The following is a 16,833-nucleotide window of genomic DNA, read 5'->3' on the forward strand; positions in this document are numbered from 1 at the left end:
GGGTGCGGTTCGTCACCGTGGGTATCCCGCTGACGTTGCTGATCGCTAACCTGGTGTCAGATTCCTTGGACGGTCGGACAGTCGGCAACAGATCAGCACATCGTCGCCCGCCGGCCGGGACCGGAGGGTGTGGGGAGGCGAAGCCCAATGGCCGCGAGACCACTCGTCGCACGACAGCCCAACGAGCGCCTGCAGCAACTGATCCAGGAGGCCAGTTGCTCCAACGCCGGTCTGGCCCGCAGGGTCAACCTGTGCGGCGCGGAGCACGGACTGGACCTGCGCTACGACAAGACCTCCGTCGCCCGCTGGCTGCGCGGGCAGCAGCCGCGCGGTCAGGCGCCGGCCGTGATCGCCGAGGCGCTCGGGCGCAAGCTCGGCCGCAGCGTGTCGGTCGAGGAGATCGGCATGGCCGACGGCAAGAACCTCAGCTCCGGCATCGGGCTGCAGTTCGCGCCGACCCTGAACGCGGCCCTGGAGCAGGTGTGCGAGCTGTGGCGCAGTGACGTCGGCCGGCGGGACTTCCTCACCGGGGCGACGGTCGCCGCCTCCGCGCTGGTGGAGCCCAGCCGGGACTGGCTGATCACCCCGCCCGACCCGGTGGTGGCCCGCACCGGCGGTCCCCGGGTCGGCCCGACGGACGTGTCCGCGATCAAGGCCACCACCGCGATGCTGGTCGACCTGGACCACCGCTTCGGCAGCGGCCATGTGCGCCCGGTCGTCGTGCACTACCTCAACTCGGTGGTCTCCGGCCTGCTCGGCGGCGCCTACCGGGAGGAGACCGGGCGCCAACTCTTCGCCGCGGTGGCCCGGTTGACCGAACTGGCCGGCTACATGGCGGTGGACACCGGGCAGCCCGGGCTCGCCCAGCGCTACTACATCCAGGCCCTGCGGCTCGCCCAGGCCGCCGACGACCGCGGCTACGGCGGCTACGTGCTGGCCGCCTCGATGAGCCACCTGGCGGCCACCCTCGGCAACCCGCGGGAGATCGCCCAGCTCGCCCGTGCCGCCCAGGAAGGCGCCCGTACGGTGGCCACCCCGACGGCGATGGCGATGTTCTACGCCGCCGAGGCCCGCGGCCACGCCCTGCTCGGCGACGCCCGCTCCTGCGAGGCGGTGTCGGCCAAGGCCCTGGAGATGATGGAGAAGCGCCGCCCCGAGGACGACCCGGACTGGATCGCCCACTTCGACGACGCCTACCTCGCCGACGAACTCGCCCACTGCCACCGGGACCTCGAACAGGCCGGGCCGGCCGAGCACTACGCCCGCCGGGCGCTCGACCTGCACCCGCCGACCCGGGTCCGCCGCCGCGCGGTGGACCTCGTGCTGCTCGCCACCGCCCAGCTCCAGCAGCGCGACCTGGAACGCGCCTGCGAGACGGGCACCCAGGCGGTGCGGCTGCTCAGCGGGCTGCGCTCCAACCGGGGCGTGGAGTACCTGGACGAGTTCCGGCGCCGGCTGGAGCCCTACCGGGAGCAGCGGGTGGTGCGCGAGTTCCACGCCAGGGCGGACGCGGAGGCGGCCTGACCACCGTCTGTGCAGGGAGCGTGTGGGAATGTCCCGCCCGCGTGGTCACCCGGTGAGGCGAACCGGTAGCGTGGGCGCGACGTCCAAGGAACTGTGATGCTCCCAAGAACCGACGAGATGTGGTCCGCCGCCAGTGCGCGGTCCTGCACAGGTGAGGAATCGCGTTGAGTCAGCGCCGCTCGTACAACTCGGGTGACTTCAACCTGGACGACCTGTTCCGCCCCGAGCCCGGCCAGCCCCAGGGCCAGCCGGGCCAGCAGCAGGGCCCCACGGCCGTGCCGCCGGTGGGCCGGCCGTCCGGGCAGCCCGAGTACCTCGGCGAGGGCGCGCAGGCGCCGCCGACCCAGGCGATGCCCCCCCAGCAGCCCGCCTGGGGTGCACCGCCGCAGGCCGGTTACGGCGCCCCGCAGCAGGCCCAGCCGGCCCCCGAGACCCAGCACCTGCCGCCGTACCCGGCCGGCGACCCGCAGGGCGGCTACCCGGCGCCGCAGCCCGGCTACGGCGTCCCGCCGCAGACCGCGCCCGGCTACCAGGGCTACCCGCAGGCCACCCAGCCGCAGCTGCCGCAGCACCAGCAGCACCAGCAGGCGGGCTACCCGGTGCAGGGCTACCCCCAGCCGGACGGCTACGCCCAGGACGGCTATGCCCAGGACAACTACGCCACCGACGGCTACGGGTCGGACGGCTACCGGCCCGACCAGGACGCCACCCAGGCGGGGCGCGGCGGCCGCGGTGGACGCTCCTCCAACAAGCTGGTCATCGGCGGCGTGGTCGCGGGCTTCGCGGCGGCCGGCGTGCTGGTCGCCGTGCTGATGAGCGGCGGCGACGACACCACCAAGAGCGGCCAGAAGACCGCCCCGGTCGCGGCCACCGGGGGCACCGCCACCGGCGCGGCCGGCGCGAGCGGCTCCGGCGCCGCCGCCGACCCGGAGGCCAAGGCGCAGGCGCAGCCGCTGTCCGACCTGCTGGGCACCGCGAGCGACAGCCGCAGCGCGGTGGTCTCGGCGGTCGCCTCGGTGCAGAAGTGCGACAAGCTGCCCGACTCGCAGCAGGCGCTGGCCGCCGCGGCCGGCAAGCGGCGCGAGCTGCAGACCAAGCTCGGCCAGTTGAAGACCGACAAGCTGCCCGGCGGCCAGCAGCTGGTCGAGCAGCTCAACGCGGCCTGGACGGCCTCGGCCCAGGCCGACGACGAGTACGCGGCCTGGGCGACCGACGCCCAGTCCTCCTGCGACCCGAAGAAGCCGGACACCGGCAACCAGCACTACAAGAACGCCGTGCAGGCCAGCGGCACGGCCACCACCGCGAAGAAGCAGGCCTCGACCCTGTGGAACGCGATCGCCACCCAGACCGGCCTGCCCAGCCGCGGCGACGGCGACCTGTAGCGGGACCCCCGGAACACCGGAGGCCGGGCCCGCGCGGGGCCCGTCCGTCCGTGTGCCGTACGCGGTGCGCTGCGGGGTGCGGGGAGCGGTGCGGGGAGCGGTGCGGGGAGGAGGGATCAGGACGGGCTGCGGGCCCCGGTGAGGACCCAGCGGACGTCCACGAAGCCCGGCTGCTGCAAGGTCATCCGGCCGCCCTTGACCACCTGGTAGGTGACCCAGGTGTTGACCAGCCGGGGCGACTCGGTGCTGGGCAGCATGTTGGTGGTGCCCCAGTTCAGCGGCGGGGTGAGGCCGACGTCGATGCCCTCGCCGCTGTCCAGCAGGGCGTCGATCGACTTCGCCTCGATCGGCCTGCCGGCCGCGGCGAGCTTCTCCACCACCACCCGGAACACCTCGTAGGCGACCCAGGTGGTCTGCACGCCCGGGTCGGAGACGTCGATGGCGTTCCCGTCGGTGGCCTGGGAGCGGACCACCGCGCGCAGCCCGTCCCAGGTCTTGGCCGACTCCGGCGGGTACCAGCTGGTGACGAACGCGCCGGCCAGCGGGCCGGAGTCGCCGCCGGTGGAGTCGACCACCGACTGCTGGACGCTGCCGATCACCGAGGCGATCCGGGTGTTCTTCACGTTCTGCCGCCGGTAGGCGTCCAGCAGGTTGCTGGTCGGCTCGGCGGCCAGGGCGCTGGTGACGCAGTTGCCCGGGTCGTCCCGGCCGATCGCCTTGCGGACCACCTGGCTGTAGTCGGAGGACTGCTCGGGCGCCTTGACGTCCAGCAGTTTGATGCCGGCCGGCTTGAGCGCGTTGCCCAGGTAGCCGAGCAGGTTGTCGCCGGCCGGGGTGTCCGGGCGGATCAGCGAGACGGCCTTGCAGCCGGCGTCGACCAACTGCCGGCCGCTGCCCGCGATCAGCGCGGGCATGCCGCCGTCCACCGGGTAGGACAGCGGGCTGGAGAACTCGGGCTGGGACAGGCCGTAGCCGCCGATCAGCGGGATGCCGGCGCGCTCCAGCATCGGCATGAAGGCGTCGCCCCACTGGCTGTAGGAGCCGAGCACGGCCACCGCCTTGGCGTCCACCGCCTGCTGGGCGCAGGCCTTGGCGCCGTCGGCGGTGTTGTGCTCGTTGCAGGTGATCACGTGCAGCCGGTGGCCGCTCAGACCGCCCTTGACGTTGACGTCCCGGCCGATCGACTCGGCGAGCGCGGTCATGCCGGGACGGTCCGCGGAACCGGTGCCGGACGGGGCCCAGGTCATCACGGTCAGGTCGTCGGCGCCGGTGGAGGCTCCGGCCGGTCCGCCGCACGCGGAGGCCGAGAAGAGGGTGGGGAACAGCACCGCAGCGGTCACCGCGGCGGCGATCGGGCGGCGCGGGCGGCGTCCGCTGATCGTGGGACGGGCCCGGGACGAGTCCCTTCGGCGGGTCATCGGTCTTCCCTCTCTGGGGCGCCATCCGGCGCACCGGGGGACAGCCAAGCCCCGGAGCCACAAGCCGAGAGGGACGAAATGTGAACGCCCGGCCAACGGACGCCGAAATCCGGGGCGGTACGCGTGTAGATCGCGAGTGGAGCACGAACAGACGGGGAACGTACGATCGTTCACCATGTCCGCCAGCACAGATTCTTCGCACCGGTCCACCCGAAACCCTTCTCGTCCGGGCCACCGCTCCAGCACGATGGGCGGCATGCCGCTCAACGACCTGCCCTGGTGGCGCTGGCGAGCCCGACTCCGCTCGGCGCTGCACATGCTGTCCGACCCCGGTTTCCAGCACGAGGCCTGGCTCACCGGCCGGGAGGGCTACGGCGATGTGACCGACGCCGTCTACCGGCTGGTCGAGGACACCTGGCTGGACCGCTGGTCCGCCGAGAAGTACGTGGGCACCATCTTCCGCGACTCCGCCGAGGCCGCCCTGGTCGACGTCGCGGTGCTGCGCGCGGTCCAGATGCTGCACGAGGTCGGCGCCGACGCCCCGGCCTCCGCCTACCTCGGCCACCCCGGCTGGCCCGAGACCGTCCGGGCCGCCCGCGAGGCGCACGTCGCCCTCGCCACCGGGGACGGGGACGACCCGGACGCGACGCCCAAGTCCCTCGACGTGCTGCGCATCCTCACCCAGGTCTGAGCCGTTCCACCGGCCGGTGCCGTCCCGCAGTACGGGCAGCGGGGCGGCGGCTGTCCAGGATGTGACACGCTGGACCATTCACGCACGTCACCAGTTCAGAACGGGATACCCGCAGTGGAACAGCAGCCGGCCAGCGCCCAGTACGTCCTCACGCTGTCCTGCCCCGACAAGCAGGGCATCGTCCACGCTGTCTCCAGCTACCTCTTCATGACCGGCTGCAACATCATCGACAGCCAGCAGTTCGGGGACGGGGACACCGGACTGTTCTTCATGCGGGTGCACTTCTCCGCCCCCGAGCCGGTCACCGCCGACAAGCTGCGGGCCAGCTTCGCCGCGATCGGCGCCTCCTTCGGGATGGACTGGCAGATCCACCCGACCGAGCAGCGGATGCGGATCGTCCTCATGGTCAGCAAGTTCGGGCACTGCCTGAACGACCTGCTCTACCGCACCCGGATCGGCGCCCTGCCGGTGGAGATCGCCGCGGTGGTCTCCAACCACACCGACCTCCAGGACCTCACCGAGAGCTACGGCGTCCCCTTCCGCCACATCCCGGTCACCCGGGACACCAAGGAGGAGGCGGAGCGGCAGCTGCTCGACCTGGTCGAGAAGGAGAACGTCGAACTGGTCGTGCTGGCCCGCTACATGCAGGTGCTCTCCGACCGGCTGTGCACCGAGCTGTCCGGCCGCGTGATCAACATCCACCACTCCTTCCTGCCGAGCTTCAAGGGCGCCAAGCCGTACCACCAGGCGCACGCCCGCGGGGTGAAGCTGATCGGTGCGACCGCGCACTACGTCACCGCCGACCTCGACGAGGGCCCGATCATCGAGCAGGAGGTGGCCCGGGTCACCCACGACATCAGCCCGGACCAGCTGGTCGCGCTCGGCCGGGACGTCGAGTGCCAGGCGCTGGCCCGCGCGGTCAAGTGGCACAGCGAGCACCGGGTACTGCTGGACGGGACCAGGACGGTCGTCTTCGCGTAGCCGCCTTGGGGCGGGTCAGGGCCTCGCCAGCAGCGGCAGCGCGTGCAGCACCTCGCGCACCGCGGCCCGGTCGCCGTGCTCGCCCACCGGCAGCCGGTCCGGGTCCCGGTGCGCGGCCGCCAACTGGCACAGCTCCAGGCCGTCCAGCACCATCGAGGCCACCGGCTCCCCGGCGGCGGGACCGGCCGACCGCGCCGACCAGGTCGATCCGGCGGGACCGGCCGGTCCGCTCGGTCCGCCGTCCAGCGGCACCAGCCACTCGCCGGCCGCCGGACCGTCCACCACCAGCCGCACCCGCCGAACGGTCCGACCGTCCCCGGACGGCGCCCCGGCGGGCGCGGGCCGCGCCGCGCGCAGCCCCGCCAGCGCCCGCGGCAGCAGCCGGACCACCAGCTCCACCATCTGCCGCAGGTGCTGCGGCGCCGGCGGAGCGTACGGGTAGGCCACCGCGCGGGCCACGTCCTCGCCGTGCACGAAGCACTCCAGGGCGCGCTCCACGAAGGCGTCGCGCAGCGGTAGCACCGCGAAGCCGAGGTCGACCGGGGTGCTGCCCTGCGGCGCCAGCGCGGCGCTGCGCACCAGGTCGTGGGTCTGCTGCCGCCACCGGGCGCGCACCGACCGGGGCGGCAGCCCGGCCTGGTCGGCGAGCAGCCGGGCGGTCCGCGCCGCGTCCGCCGCGTACCGGCCGCCCTGCGGGGGCACCCGCGGCGCCGGGACGCCCGCCTCCTGCGGCGGCACCCGCCGCTCCGCGCCCGGGACCGGCCCGGGTCCGGCGGCGGCCGGCACCGGGTCGGGCAGGCCGAGGGCGAGCGCCAGGAAGCCGTCCGCCGCGGTCAGCCGGCCCAGCACCTCGGCCGGGCGCAGCAGCTCGGTGCCGCCGTGCCACGGCAGTTCGGCCACCTCCTGCCACTCCTCCGGGCCGAGGTCGCGCAGGAGTGCGTCCAGCTTGGCGGTCTCCGCGGTGTACGGCATCCCCCAGGCGGGGACGGGCAGTTCGGCCGGGCGGCTGGCCAGGCACCAGTCCAGCACCTGCTGGCGCAGCGAACCGGGCTGGTCCAGCGGCTCGTCCAGGGAGAGCCAGCCGGCCGCCTCGCGCAGCCGGTCCGCCTCGTCGGCGCACTCCGGGCAGGCCGGCAGGTGCTGCTCCAACTCGGCGGCCTCGCGCGGCGGGCAGGCGCCGAGGGACCAGGCACCGAGCAGCGAGCGCAGGGCGTCGTGCCGCTCCTCGCTCATCCGCCCGCGCACCTCTCGACGGTTCGCACGCTCACCTTCACCTGCCCCCGTTCCCGTCCCCGTGCTCCTGGCGGGCGCGTTCGTCGGCCAGTTCGGTGGCCAGCAGCTCCAGGCCGAGCCGCATCCGCTGCTTGGCGGCCTGCTCGCTGATGCCGAGCAGTCGGGCCGTCTCCTGGTAGGTACGGCCGTCGTAGTACGTCACCGCGATGGTCTCACGCAGGGGTTGGGGCAGGGAGTCGACCACGTACTGCATGCGCGCGGCGGTGGCGACGGCCCGGATCTCCCGCTCGGCCGCCCCGCCGTGCTCCGGCGCCAGCTCGGCGCCGCGGCGCGCCCGCAGCCGTTCGACCGCGCGGCGGTGGGTGAGCGCGCCGAGCCAGGAGCGCAGCGAGCCCCGGGCGGGGTCGAAGTCCCCGGGGTGCTCCCAGACGTGGGCGAAGACCTCCCGGGTGAGCTGGGCGGCGGCCGCCTGGTCGGCGAGTATCCGGCCTGCCAGGCCGTGCACCATCGGGGCGAGCCGGTCGTACAGTTCGCCGAGCGCGGTCTCCTCGCCGCGGGCGAGGCGACGCTGCAACTGCTCGTCCCAGCGCGGGATCCCGTCCGGGGTGGCCATCGAGAACCACCCTCCTGACCGGTTCGCTGGCGTTACCCAACGGTATCCCCTGGCCGGTCCGCGGCGGGAGGGATTCGGGCAAGAACGGAACCCGGTCTCGTGGTTCGCCGCCGTCGGTGCCGGTGCCGGTGCCGGTGCGGTTGCCGCCGTCGCCGTCGCCGTCGCCGTCGCCGTCGCCGTCGCCGATGATGATGCCGATGCCGCTGTTCGAGACCCGCTGGACATATGTCGTACGGGTGGTTCGCGAGTGGCGGGCGGGGCGGCGGGGGCGTCCGGCGGTAGGTTCCCGCCCAGGGCGGGTCCGAACAGGCCCCGCGGGACCGGCGTCGGCCCGGGCCGGACGAGTGCCGGTGCGAGGCTCGCGAGAGTGAGCGGGACAGTATGCACTGCCCTGTCCCCCGATCGCCGGAATATGCCCGAAGCGCTTGCTGCGGTCCGTCCGCCCACCCATCCTGAGGCGTATTCGTGTCGCGGTCGTTGTACGACCGACGAGTTGACGCGGGCGAGTGGCGCGGGCGGACGGGTCGGCGAGTGCCCGAGCGGGCACCGGGTGGCCCCGGTGGTCCCGGGCGGTCCCAGGTGGCACCGGTGGTCCCGGGTGGCACCGGGCGAAGTGCGAGGGCCCCGCCGGCCAGCTGATCCGGCCCGATCGGGACGTTGGCCGAACTGCGAGTGCAGGTGGTGGAGCGGTGCAGGTTCTTCAGGTACAGCTTGCGGTGCAGGCGGACCCCGCCGAGGTCGGCCGGGCCCGGCGGTGGGTGCGCTCGCGGCTGCTGAACCACGGGGTGGACCCGGACGCGCCGATGGCCGAGACGGTGGTGCTGGTGGTCTCGGAACTGGTGACCAACGCCGTGGTGCACACCGGCTGTCCGGCCGTGCTGAGACTCTGCCTGCCGGTGGCCGAGGGCCCGGCGCAGGACGTCCCGCCCGGCCCGCTGCGGGTGGAGGTGGCCGACGCGAGCCGGGCCGCCCCGGCCCCCCGGCACGCCGGGGCGGACGAGGACGCCACCAACGGGCGCGGACTGGAACTGGTCGAGCTGCTCTGCGACCGCTGGGGCTGGTACCCGGACGGTTCGGGCAAGCGGGTCTGGTGCGAGATCGGCGCCGGGGCGCGGCCGGTCGATCCGATGGCGGGCGTGGACTGGGCGGCCCTGGCGCAGTGACCGGGCGGACCCGGCGCGGCAACTGAGCGGACCCGGCGCGGTGGCGGCCTCCGGCGGCGCTCACCGGCCGAAAGGCGATCACCGGCCGAAAGCTGACGCAACCATTCCGAATTTCGGACTAGCCATTGACGTGACGTATCCGACTGATCACGCTTGGGTGCGGCTCCCGTTGCGAGGGGACGCCGAGGGAACGTCCGTCCGCCGTCACGGTGCTGCTGTCCAGGGGGATCGCGTCAGCAGGGGGGATCGTGGACTGCCGGTCGCGGACGGCTCCTCGGCGAGTGCGGAGGGCCCGGCGCGGGTTCAGGGCCCGTGCGCCGTGATCGGACGGCGGCCCGGCACGCTGCGCTCGGCGCGCAGGCGGCCGGCCGCCGTCCGTGGTGCCCGCTCCGGACGATCGAATTCCGGCCAGGCGGCTCCACCCGCCCGTCCCGGTGCGGCCGTTGCTCAGAGCGGGGCGGTCCGGAAGGTGCGCCGGTAGGCGCTCGGGGCCACGTCCAATCGGCCGCGCAGCTGCAACCGCAGTGAGGCGGCGGTGCCGAAACCGGACTCCCGGGCGACCTGGTCGATCGTCAGGTCCGTGCGCTCCAGCAACTGCCGGGCCCGCTCGGTGCGCTGGGTGGTGATCCACTGGCCGGGGCTGGCGCCGGTCTCCTCGCGGAAGCGCCGGGTGAAGGTCCGCACGCTCATGCCCGCCCGCTCGGCGAGCCGGTTCAACGGCAGCGGCCCGTCCAGGTGCTCCAGCGCCCAGGCGCGCACGGCGGCGGTGCCGGCGCCCCCGGTCTCCACCGGGCTCGGGGCCTCCACGTACTGCTTCTGGCCACCGTCGCGCCAGGGCGGCACCAGGCAGTTGCGGGCCACCGCGTTGGCGACCGCGCTGCCGTGGTCGCGGCGCACCACGTGCAGGCAGAGGTCCACCCCGGCGGCCACCCCGCCGGAGGTCAGGACGTCGCCGTCGTCGGTGTAGAGCACGTCCGGGTCCAGCCGGACCTTCGGGAAGGCCCGGGCGAAGCGCTCGGTGTAGCGCCAGTGGGTGGTGGCCGGGCGGCCGTCCAGCAGACCGGCGGCGGCCAGCAGGAAGGAGCCGGTGCAGATCGACATCAGCCGGGCACCGGGCCGGATCCGCCGCAGGGCGGCGGCCAGTTCGGGGGTGAAGGCGGCGTCCGCGCCGTCCGGGGCGGCGTCGTGGGAGGCCGGGACCACCACCGTGTCGGCCCGCTCCAGCAGTTCGGGCCCGTGGTCGACCGAGATCCGGAAGTCGGCGCTGGTGGCGACCGGTCCGCCGTCCAGGGTGCAGGTGGCCACCCGGTAGAGCGGCCGGCCGGAGCCGTCCTTGGCGTTGCCGAAGATCCGCGCGGGGATGCCGAGTTCGAAGGCGATCACACCCCGCAGGGCGAGTACCGCGACGAGGTGCGTCATGCCGTTCCTTTCCAGGGGGCCCGCCCGGGGCCCGCCCGGGGTGCGGCCGGGCGGTGCGGCCGGGCGGTGCGGCCGGGCGGTGCGGGCGGGCGGGCGTGCGGGCGGTGCGGGGTCCGGGCCAGGGTACGCGCCGGGCGTGGCCCGATTCTTGCGAAAGCTGTCATTCGGGCCACTCGTCCGGGCGGCGCCCGCCCGGGAGACTCGTCCACGTGACCGAACGCAGTGCCCTCGCCGCCTCCACGCCCCCCACCGTCCCGATACCCGCCCCCGGCCGGCGCCCCCGGGTGCACTACGCCTGGGTGGTGGCCGCCGTCGCCCTGCTGGTCCTGCTCGGCTCGGCCGGCTTCCGCTCCACACCCAGCCTGATGATGGACGCCCTGCACAACGAGTTCGGCTGGTCGCTCGCGACGATCGCCAGCGCCACCTCCGTCAACCTCACCCTCTACGGCCTCACCGCCCCCTTCGCCGCCGCCCTGATGGACCGTTTCGGCGTGCGCCTGGTGGTGGTCTGCGCGCTGCTCACCATCTCGGTCGGCGCCGGCCTCACCATGCTGATGCGCCAGCCCTGGCAGCTCATCCTCTGCTGGGGCGTCCTGGTCGGTCTCGGCAGCGGCTCGATGGCCGGCGCCTTCGCCACCACCATCACCGGCCGCTGGTTCCAGGCCCGCCAGGGCCTGGTCACCGGAGTGCTCACCGCCGCCGGGGCGGCCGGCAACCTGGTCTTCCTGCCGGTCGGCGCCTGGCTGGTCGAGCAGCACGGCTGGCGCTCGGCCGTGGTCGTGGTCTCGCTCGCGGCCAGCGCCGTCGCCGTGCCCGTCCTGCTGCTGATGCGCGAGCGCCCCGCCGACCTCGGCCTGCTCCCGTACGGCGCCACCGAGGCCCCGCCCGAGCCGGCCCGGGACGGCCGCGCCCTGGCCCGCACACTGCGGGTGCTGCGCGAGGCCGCCCGCACCCGGCAGTTCTGGCTGCTGGCCGGCTCCTTCGCGATCTGCGGCGCCACCACCGCCGGCCTGGTCGGCACCCACTTCATCCCGGCCGCGCACGACCACGGCATGCCCGTCACCACCGCCGCGAGCCTGCTCGCCCTGATCGGCGTGTTCGACGTGGTCGGCACCGTGTTCAGCGGCTGGCTCACCGACCGGGTCGACTCCCGGCTGCTGCTCACCGTCTACTACGGGCTGCGCGGCGTCTCCCTGCTCCTGCTGCCGCAGCTGCTGGCCGGCTCGCTGCACCCGCCGATCCTCGCCTTCGTCGTCTTCTACGGCCTGGACTGGGTGGCGACCGTGCCGCCGACCGTCGCGCTCTGCCGTCGGCAGTTCGGCGAGGACGCCCCGATCGTCTTCGGCTGGGTGCTCGCCGCCCACCAGATCGGCGCGGCCGTCGTCGCCGGGCTGGCCGGGCTGGCCCGCGACGCGCTCGGGAACTACGACCTCACCTGGTACGGCGCCGGCGCGCTGTGCGCGGTCGCGGTCGGACTCTGCCTGGCGCTGCGCACCGGGCGGTCGGGCGACCGGGCGGTGCCCGCCCTGTCCTGAGGGGCGCGGGGACGCGCGCGGGGAGGGGCGGGCGGATGGGACGGACGTACGTCTGGCACGTACGTCCGTCCGGCGGTGCGGGTGCCGGGTACGGACGTCCGTCTGACAGGTACGTCCGTCTGATCCGCCCATGCGCCCGGCCCGCCCGTGCGTCTGGATCGGACGTCCGTCCAACAGGACGCGTCCGCCCGGTTCAGACGTGCGTCTGATCCGGCCGTACGGGCCGCCATGGCCGTCCGGCCCGTCGGAGCGGAGGGCTAGGCTCCGCATTCATGGCGCTCACCTTCACCCTCGACCCGAAGCCCGACCCCGACCTGCGCACCGCCGTGGTCCGGCTGTGGACGGACGTGACCAACGCCGGCGGTGCGGTCGGCTTCGTGGCCCCGGTCACCGAGGAGGAGGTCTGGGACACCGCCGACCGTCAGTTCGCCGGGCTCGCCCCGGACGGCCCCGACCGCCTCCTGGTCGCGCACGAGAGCGCGACCGGCCGGCTGGTCGGGGTGCTGTTCTTCGCGTCGATGCGTTTCGCGCCGATGGAGCACTGGCGGATGCTCAAGCGGGTCATGGTGCACCCCGACTTCCAGGGCCTCGGCCACGGTGCCGAGTTGCTCGCCGAGGCCGAGCGGGTCGCCCGCGCCTGGGGCCTGGAGTCGCTGCGGCTCACCGCGCGCGGCGGCCTGGGGCTGGAGCGCTTCTATGCCCGCTGCGGCTACCGGGAGGTGGGCCGGGTGCCGGCCGCGATCCGGGTCGCCCCCGGGGACGACCGCGACGACGTCACCATGTGGCTGGACCTGCGCCGACCGGCCGTCGAGGAGGGACGGCGGCCCCCTGGCCCGCGCCCGGTGTCAGGCATGCTTGACTGGGAGACCCGCCCCGGCTCGAACCAGAAGGATGTGTCCCAGTGAGCAGCAACGGCCCGCAGAAGTCGCACGCCACGCTCCGCTACACCTCCATGCGGGCCAGCATCTTCCTCGCCTGCCTGCTGGTCGCCCTGCTGCTCGGGCACTTCCAGGTCATCCCGGTGAGCGGTGAGTCCGGGATGATCTTCCTGTTCCTGCTGGCCGCGATCGCCTCCGCGCCCCTCAGCTACGTGCTGCTGAGCAAGCAGCGCGACGAGATGTCCTCCCAGATCACCACCAAGGTCTCCGGGATGCGCAGCCGCACCGCCGACCGGATCGCCGCGCAGAACGCCGAGGAGGACGCCGCGGACGACGCCGCCCGCGCGGCATCCTCCAGGCAGAGCTGACCCGGGGCGCGCCCCGCCGTGCCGAACGTGCCCGCGGTACCCGCCGATCCGCACCCGAGCACGGGCATCGGCACTGACACCGGCGCCGAGATCGAGACCGAGACCGAGATCGAGATCGACGCCGGTACCGGCACCCGCACCGGGCGTGCCGCCGGGACGTGGCCGGCGCCCGTGCGCAGGCCCACCGGGCGGGACGTGGCCAGGCTGGCCGGGGTCTCCCAGGCCACCGTGTCGCTGGTCTTCTCCGGCGCCGAGGCCGGTCGCCGGGTCTCCGAGGCGACCCGGGCGCGGGTCCGTGAGGCCGCCCGCAGCCTGGGCTACCGCCCGCAGGCCGCCGGCCGGCAGCTGCGGCTGGGCCGCAGCGGAATGATCATGCTTGCCGTGCCCAACCTCCAGGGCCCGTTCTTCGGCCGGGTGCTGGAGGGCGTCCACCACGAGGCCGGCCGGCACGGCCTGGCGGTCGTGGTCAGCTCGGGCTGGGGCAGCGCGACCCTGGCCGAGGCCGCCACCGCGGGCCGCTTCGACGGTCTGCTGATCTGCTCCCCGGACGACAGCCAGCTCGGCGAGCTGCCGTCGGACACCCCCGCGGTCTTCCTGGACGCCGACCCCGGCACCGACCGGGCGCGCCCGACCGTCGAGCTCGACGTGGCCGGCGGGATGCGGGCCGCCGTCGAGCACCTGGCCGCTCTGGGGCACCGCCGGATCGGGCACCTGCGGTCCACCCACGCCGCGTATACGTTCCGGGTCCGGCAGGCCGCCTTCGAACAGGCCGTGCGTGAACTCGGCCTGGACGTAGTGGAGTTGGGTGTGAGCCTGAACGACGGTCACGCAGCCGCGCGGAGCGTGGCGGGGGAGCTGCTGGAACGGGCGGACCGTCCGCGTGCGGTGATCTGCGACGACGACGTGGTCGCCTCCGGGGTCTACCAGGCCGCCGCCGAGCGGGGGTTGCGGGTGCCGGACGACCTGTCGGTGGTCGGTATGGACAACGTCGCCGTCTCCGGGCTGCTCGCCCCGCCGCTGACCACCGTCGACCTGCCCGGCGAGGAGCTGGGCCGGGCGGGGGCGGCCGCGCTCGCCGGACTGCTGGCCGGCGAGCGGGTGGAACCGGTCGCGCCGCTGGCCACCTCGCTGGTGCTGCGCTCCTCGACGGCCCCGGCTCCGTCCCCGTCCTAAGTCCCGAACCCGTCCCAGGTCCCGAACCCGGAAGCGACCTGACGGCCGCTCGTGCTGCCGCCCTGCCGGGATGGTCCCAATGAGTGAAACCAGCCGCTGACCTCCAGCGACCCGACCGTGGTGATCGAGTACACCACCTCGCCCGACCCGTGCGTCACCGGCGCCATCACCGTGCCCGGCCCCTGCGACCCCGGCGCCCGGTGGAGCAGCACCTTCCCGGCACCCGCCACCACCACCTGGTTCCGGGTCCGCCGCCCCGGCACCCTGGCGCCCGGCGGGGTGTTCACCCTGACCTGGCCGATGGTCGCCTCGGTCGACGCCGGCAACGCCGACTTCGCCTGGAACAGCTTCGCCTACACCGCCACCGACTCCGGCGGCAGTCCGCTGCTGCCCGCCGAGCCCGCCAAGGTCGGCGTCGGCGTGACCGCCCCCGTCCTGCCGAACAATGCGCTCGGCGACTTCGTCTGGCTCGACCGCGACGGCAGCGGCAGCCAGAAGCCCGGCGCCGCCGGCGTGCCGGGCGTACGGGTCGCACTGCTGGACGGAACGGGGCAGCCGGTCCGGGACCGGACGGGCAAGCCCGTCACCACCGCCACCGACACGAGCGGGCACTACCTGTTCGACAAGCTGCCGGACGGGGAGTACGCGGTGCGCTTCGGCCTGACGACCATCCCGGACGGGGCGAAGGCCACCGTGCGCCACGCCGGTACGGACCCGGCGCTGGACTCGGACGCCGACCCGGCGGCGGGGATCACCCGGACGGTGCGGCTGGAGGGCGGACGGCGGGACCTGGACCTGGACATGGGGGTGGTGCCGGCGAGCTCGCCCTCGCCTTCGCCGACGAACTCGCCCTCCCCGACCGGGGCGCCGTCACCGTCGCCGTCGCCGTCCGCCTTGCCGAGCCCGACCCACAGCCCGTCGCCGAGCGGGAGCCCGACCACGAGTGAGCCCGGCACGCCGACGCACACCCCCGACGCACACGCACACGCGCACGCCCACGCACACCCCGTCGCCCTCGTGGACCCACGGTGGCGGACAGTTGCCCGGTACCGGTGGCAACGGGATGCTCCCGCTGCTGCTCGCGGCCGGTGCGCTCGGCAGCGGGGTGCTGTTCTCGGTGATCGCCTGGGGTTGTCGGGGCCGCCACAGCTGATCGCCGTAACCGAACGAACGGAGGACATGACTGCGCCCGCCGGCCAGACCCCGGCGGGCGCAGTCGTCTGTGGGGGTGGGGGTCAGCCCACCGGGACGGGTTCGGCGAGCGGCGCCACCGGCGCGCCGCGGAACCAGCGCCGGGCGCCGAACAGCACCAGGCCGCCCAGGGTGATCCCGCCGGCCGCGCACACCGCGACCGGGCGCAGCGATCCCTCGGCGAGGTGGCCGGAGACCGCGTAGCCGAGCGAGTTGCCGGTGGCGAACAGGGTCACCAGCCAGGCGAAAGCCTCGGTGACCGTCCCGGTCGGGGCCAGTTCGGCGACCAGGACGAAGGCGGCCGCCAGCAGCGGGGCCAGCATGACGCCGGAGAGGAAGGCCAGTGCGGCCATCGGGTACGGGCCGGGCAGGGTGACCAGCGGCAGGTAGGAGGCGGCCATGGCGAGGGCCATCAGCCAGGTGCGGGTCGCGGTGCTCTGCCGCCAGGTGACCATGCCGTAGGCGAGCGCGCCGAGCAGGCCGCCGAGCGCGGCCAGCGCCAGCAGGGTGCCCCCGCCGCCGGGCAGGCCGTCGGCGTGCTGCTCGGCGTAGGCGATGAACAGGACGTTCTGCGCGCCGACCGCCCAGCCGGCCCCGGCGAGTCCGACCAGCAGCAGGACCAGGCCGGGGGAGCGCAGCGGGCCGAGCAGTCCGGCGGAGTGGTCGCGGGCGGGGGCGCGCCAGGCCCGGGCCGGTGCGGTGGTGGCGACCACCAGTGCACCGGCCAGTCCGAGTCCGGCGGCCACCCAGAGCGCGGCGACCGGGCTGAACAGGCCGGCGATCCCGGCCACGGCCAGCGGTCCGGCCACGTAGAGGATCTGCTGGGAGGCGGAGTCGAAGGCGTACGCGGTGTCGAGCTGCTCCTCGTCGACCACGTTCGGCCAGAGCGAGCGCAGGCAGGGTTCCAGCGGCGGCATCGCCAGGCCGGCGACGGCGGCGCCGAGCGGCGCGGCGAGCGGGGAGCCGGGGGCGAGGGCGAGCAGCGCGTACCCGCCGCCGGCCACCACGGCGGAGGCGAGCAGGACGCGCGGCTGGCCGGTGCGGTCGACGATCCGGCCGAGCACCGGCCCGCCGACGGCGGCGGCGAGCGCGTACACGGAGGTGGCCAGTCCGATCCGGCCGTACGGGACGCCGGCCTCGCGCAGGGCGAGGGCGATCACCAGGGCGGTCATACCGGCGGGCAGGCGGCCGAGCAGGGTGCCGAGCAGGAGTCGGGAGACGTGCGGGGCGCGGAGCAGGGCGAGGTAGCCCATCGGTGGTCTTC

The 16,833-nt window shown here is 74.6% G+C and carries 14 protein-coding genes and 1 pseudogene; 10 read left to right on the forward strand and 5 right to left on the reverse strand.

Features of this window, described 5'->3' with window-relative positions; all coding sequences use genetic code 11:
- Positions 1 to 147: 147 nt before the first annotated feature.
- Both ACFXOZ_RS15535 and ACFXOZ_RS15540 read left to right on the forward strand, forming a co-directional pair.
- Positions 148 to 1,524 carry a transcriptional regulator gene (locus ACFXOZ_RS15535; RefSeq protein ID WP_380399140.1) on the forward strand — a complete coding sequence of 459 codons (1,377 nt, stop codon included), beginning with the start codon at positions 148 to 150 and terminating at the stop codon, positions 1,522 to 1,524.
- A 164-nt stretch (positions 1,525 to 1,688) separates the two neighbouring features.
- A complete protein-coding gene (locus ACFXOZ_RS15540; protein WP_380590729.1) occupies positions 1,689 to 2,906 on the forward strand; it encodes a hypothetical protein in 1,218 nt (405 codons plus the stop codon).
- 116 nt (positions 2,907 to 3,022) lie between these two features.
- Here ACFXOZ_RS15540 and ACFXOZ_RS15545 read toward each other — a convergent pair whose 3' ends face one another.
- Positions 3,023 to 4,324 (reverse strand): ABC transporter substrate-binding protein, encoded by a 1,302-nt coding sequence (locus tag ACFXOZ_RS15545; protein WP_380521847.1) that lies wholly within the window; start codon positions 4,322 to 4,324, stop codon positions 3,023 to 3,025.
- A 175-nt stretch (positions 4,325 to 4,499) separates the two neighbouring features.
- Between ACFXOZ_RS15545 and ACFXOZ_RS15550 the strand changes: the two genes are divergently transcribed.
- Complete coding sequence (locus ACFXOZ_RS15550; RefSeq protein ID WP_375888906.1) at positions 4,500 to 5,015, forward strand: hypothetical protein; 516 nt, start codon at positions 4,500 to 4,502, stop codon at positions 5,013 to 5,015.
- 114 nt (positions 5,016 to 5,129) lie between these two features.
- The gene (gene purU / locus ACFXOZ_RS15555) at positions 5,130 to 5,996 is read left to right on the forward strand and encodes a formyltetrahydrofolate deformylase (RefSeq protein ID WP_380521845.1); all 867 of its coding nucleotides are present in this window, start codon (positions 5,130 to 5,132) and stop codon (positions 5,994 to 5,996) included.
- Positions 5,997 to 6,011: 15 nt separating this feature from the next.
- Here the strand turns inward: purU and ACFXOZ_RS15560 are convergent, their stop codons facing one another.
- Positions 6,012 to 7,229 (reverse strand): zf-HC2 domain-containing protein, encoded by a 1,218-nt coding sequence (locus ACFXOZ_RS15560; RefSeq protein ID WP_380521843.1) that lies wholly within the window; start codon positions 7,227 to 7,229, stop codon positions 6,012 to 6,014.
- Between the two features lie 37 nt (positions 7,230 to 7,266).
- The gene (locus tag ACFXOZ_RS15565) at positions 7,267 to 7,842 is read right to left on the reverse strand and encodes a sigma-70 family RNA polymerase sigma factor (RefSeq protein WP_380399131.1); all 576 of its coding nucleotides are present in this window, start codon (positions 7,840 to 7,842) and stop codon (positions 7,267 to 7,269) included.
- Positions 7,843 to 8,531: 689 nt separating this feature from the next.
- Between ACFXOZ_RS15565 and ACFXOZ_RS15570 the strand changes: the two genes are divergently transcribed.
- Positions 8,532 to 9,005, forward strand: a complete 474-nt coding sequence (locus ACFXOZ_RS15570; RefSeq protein ID WP_375888915.1) for an ATP-binding protein — start codon at positions 8,532 to 8,534, stop codon at positions 9,003 to 9,005.
- A gap of 447 nt (positions 9,006 to 9,452) precedes the next feature.
- Here ACFXOZ_RS15570 and ACFXOZ_RS15575 read toward each other — a convergent pair whose 3' ends face one another.
- A complete protein-coding gene (locus ACFXOZ_RS15575) occupies positions 9,453 to 10,424 on the reverse strand; it encodes a GlxA family transcriptional regulator (RefSeq protein WP_380521841.1) in 972 nt (323 codons plus the stop codon).
- 209 nt (positions 10,425 to 10,633) lie between these two features.
- Here ACFXOZ_RS15575 and ACFXOZ_RS15580 point away from each other — a divergent pair, with 209 nt between their 5' ends.
- The 5 genes and pseudogenes from ACFXOZ_RS15580 to ACFXOZ_RS15600 all read left to right on the forward strand — a co-directional run.
- Positions 10,634 to 11,959, forward strand: coding sequence for an MFS transporter (locus ACFXOZ_RS15580; RefSeq protein ID WP_380399125.1), 1,326 nt, complete (start codon positions 10,634 to 10,636; stop codon positions 11,957 to 11,959).
- A 272-nt stretch (positions 11,960 to 12,231) separates the two neighbouring features.
- A complete protein-coding gene (locus tag ACFXOZ_RS15585) occupies positions 12,232 to 12,864 on the forward strand; it encodes a GNAT family N-acetyltransferase (protein ID WP_380590732.1) in 633 nt (210 codons plus the stop codon).
- The gene (locus tag ACFXOZ_RS15590; RefSeq protein ID WP_375888924.1) at positions 12,861 to 13,205 is read left to right on the forward strand and encodes a DUF4229 domain-containing protein; all 345 of its coding nucleotides are present in this window, start codon (positions 12,861 to 12,863) and stop codon (positions 13,203 to 13,205) included. Before ACFXOZ_RS15585 ends, ACFXOZ_RS15590 begins: the two co-directional genes overlap by 4 nt.
- Positions 13,206 to 13,232: 27 nt before the next feature.
- Positions 13,233 to 14,378, forward strand: coding sequence for a LacI family DNA-binding transcriptional regulator (locus tag ACFXOZ_RS15595; RefSeq protein ID WP_380521837.1), 1,146 nt, complete (start codon positions 13,233 to 13,235; stop codon positions 14,376 to 14,378).
- Between the two features lie 300 nt (positions 14,379 to 14,678).
- Positions 14,679 to 15,176 (forward strand): annotated as a pseudogene (locus tag ACFXOZ_RS15600) (SdrD B-like domain-containing protein); the annotation flags it as partial.
- A 437-nt stretch (positions 15,177 to 15,613) separates the two neighbouring features.
- Here the strand turns inward: ACFXOZ_RS15600 and ACFXOZ_RS15605 are convergent.
- The gene (locus tag ACFXOZ_RS15605; protein WP_375888930.1) at positions 15,614 to 16,822 is read right to left on the reverse strand and encodes an MFS transporter; all 1,209 of its coding nucleotides are present in this window, start codon (positions 16,820 to 16,822) and stop codon (positions 15,614 to 15,616) included.
- Positions 16,823 to 16,833 lie beyond the last annotated feature (11 nt).

Origin of the sequence: Kitasatospora sp. NPDC059160, from assembly GCF_042755465.1 — a bacterium.
Classification (GTDB): Bacteria; Actinomycetota; Actinomycetes; order Streptomycetales; family Streptomycetaceae; genus Kitasatospora.

Coding starts and splice junctions, on each gene's coding strand:
- ACFXOZ_RS15605 (WP_375888930.1), bottom strand. CDS start 16,822: ATGGGCTACCTCGCCCTGCTCCGCGCCCCGCACGTCTCCCGACTCCTG.
- ACFXOZ_RS15550 (WP_375888906.1), top strand. CDS start 4,500: ATGTCCGCCAGCACAGATTCTTCGCACCGGTCCACCCGAAACCCTTCT.
- ACFXOZ_RS15535 (WP_380399140.1), top strand. CDS start 148: ATGGCCGCGAGACCACTCGTCGCACGACAGCCCAACGAGCGCCTGCAG.
- ACFXOZ_RS15565 (WP_380399131.1), bottom strand. CDS start 7,842: ATGGCCACCCCGGACGGGATCCCGCGCTGGGACGAGCAGTTGCAGCGT.
- ACFXOZ_RS15560 (WP_380521843.1), bottom strand. CDS start 7,229: ATGAGCGAGGAGCGGCACGACGCCCTGCGCTCGCTGCTCGGTGCCTGG.
- ACFXOZ_RS15545 (WP_380521847.1), bottom strand. CDS start 4,324: ATGACCCGCCGAAGGGACTCGTCCCGGGCCCGTCCCACGATCAGCGGA.
- ACFXOZ_RS15585 (WP_380590732.1), top strand. CDS start 12,232: ATGGCGCTCACCTTCACCCTCGACCCGAAGCCCGACCCCGACCTGCGC.
- ACFXOZ_RS15575 (WP_380521841.1), bottom strand. CDS start 10,424: ATGACGCACCTCGTCGCGGTACTCGCCCTGCGGGGTGTGATCGCCTTC.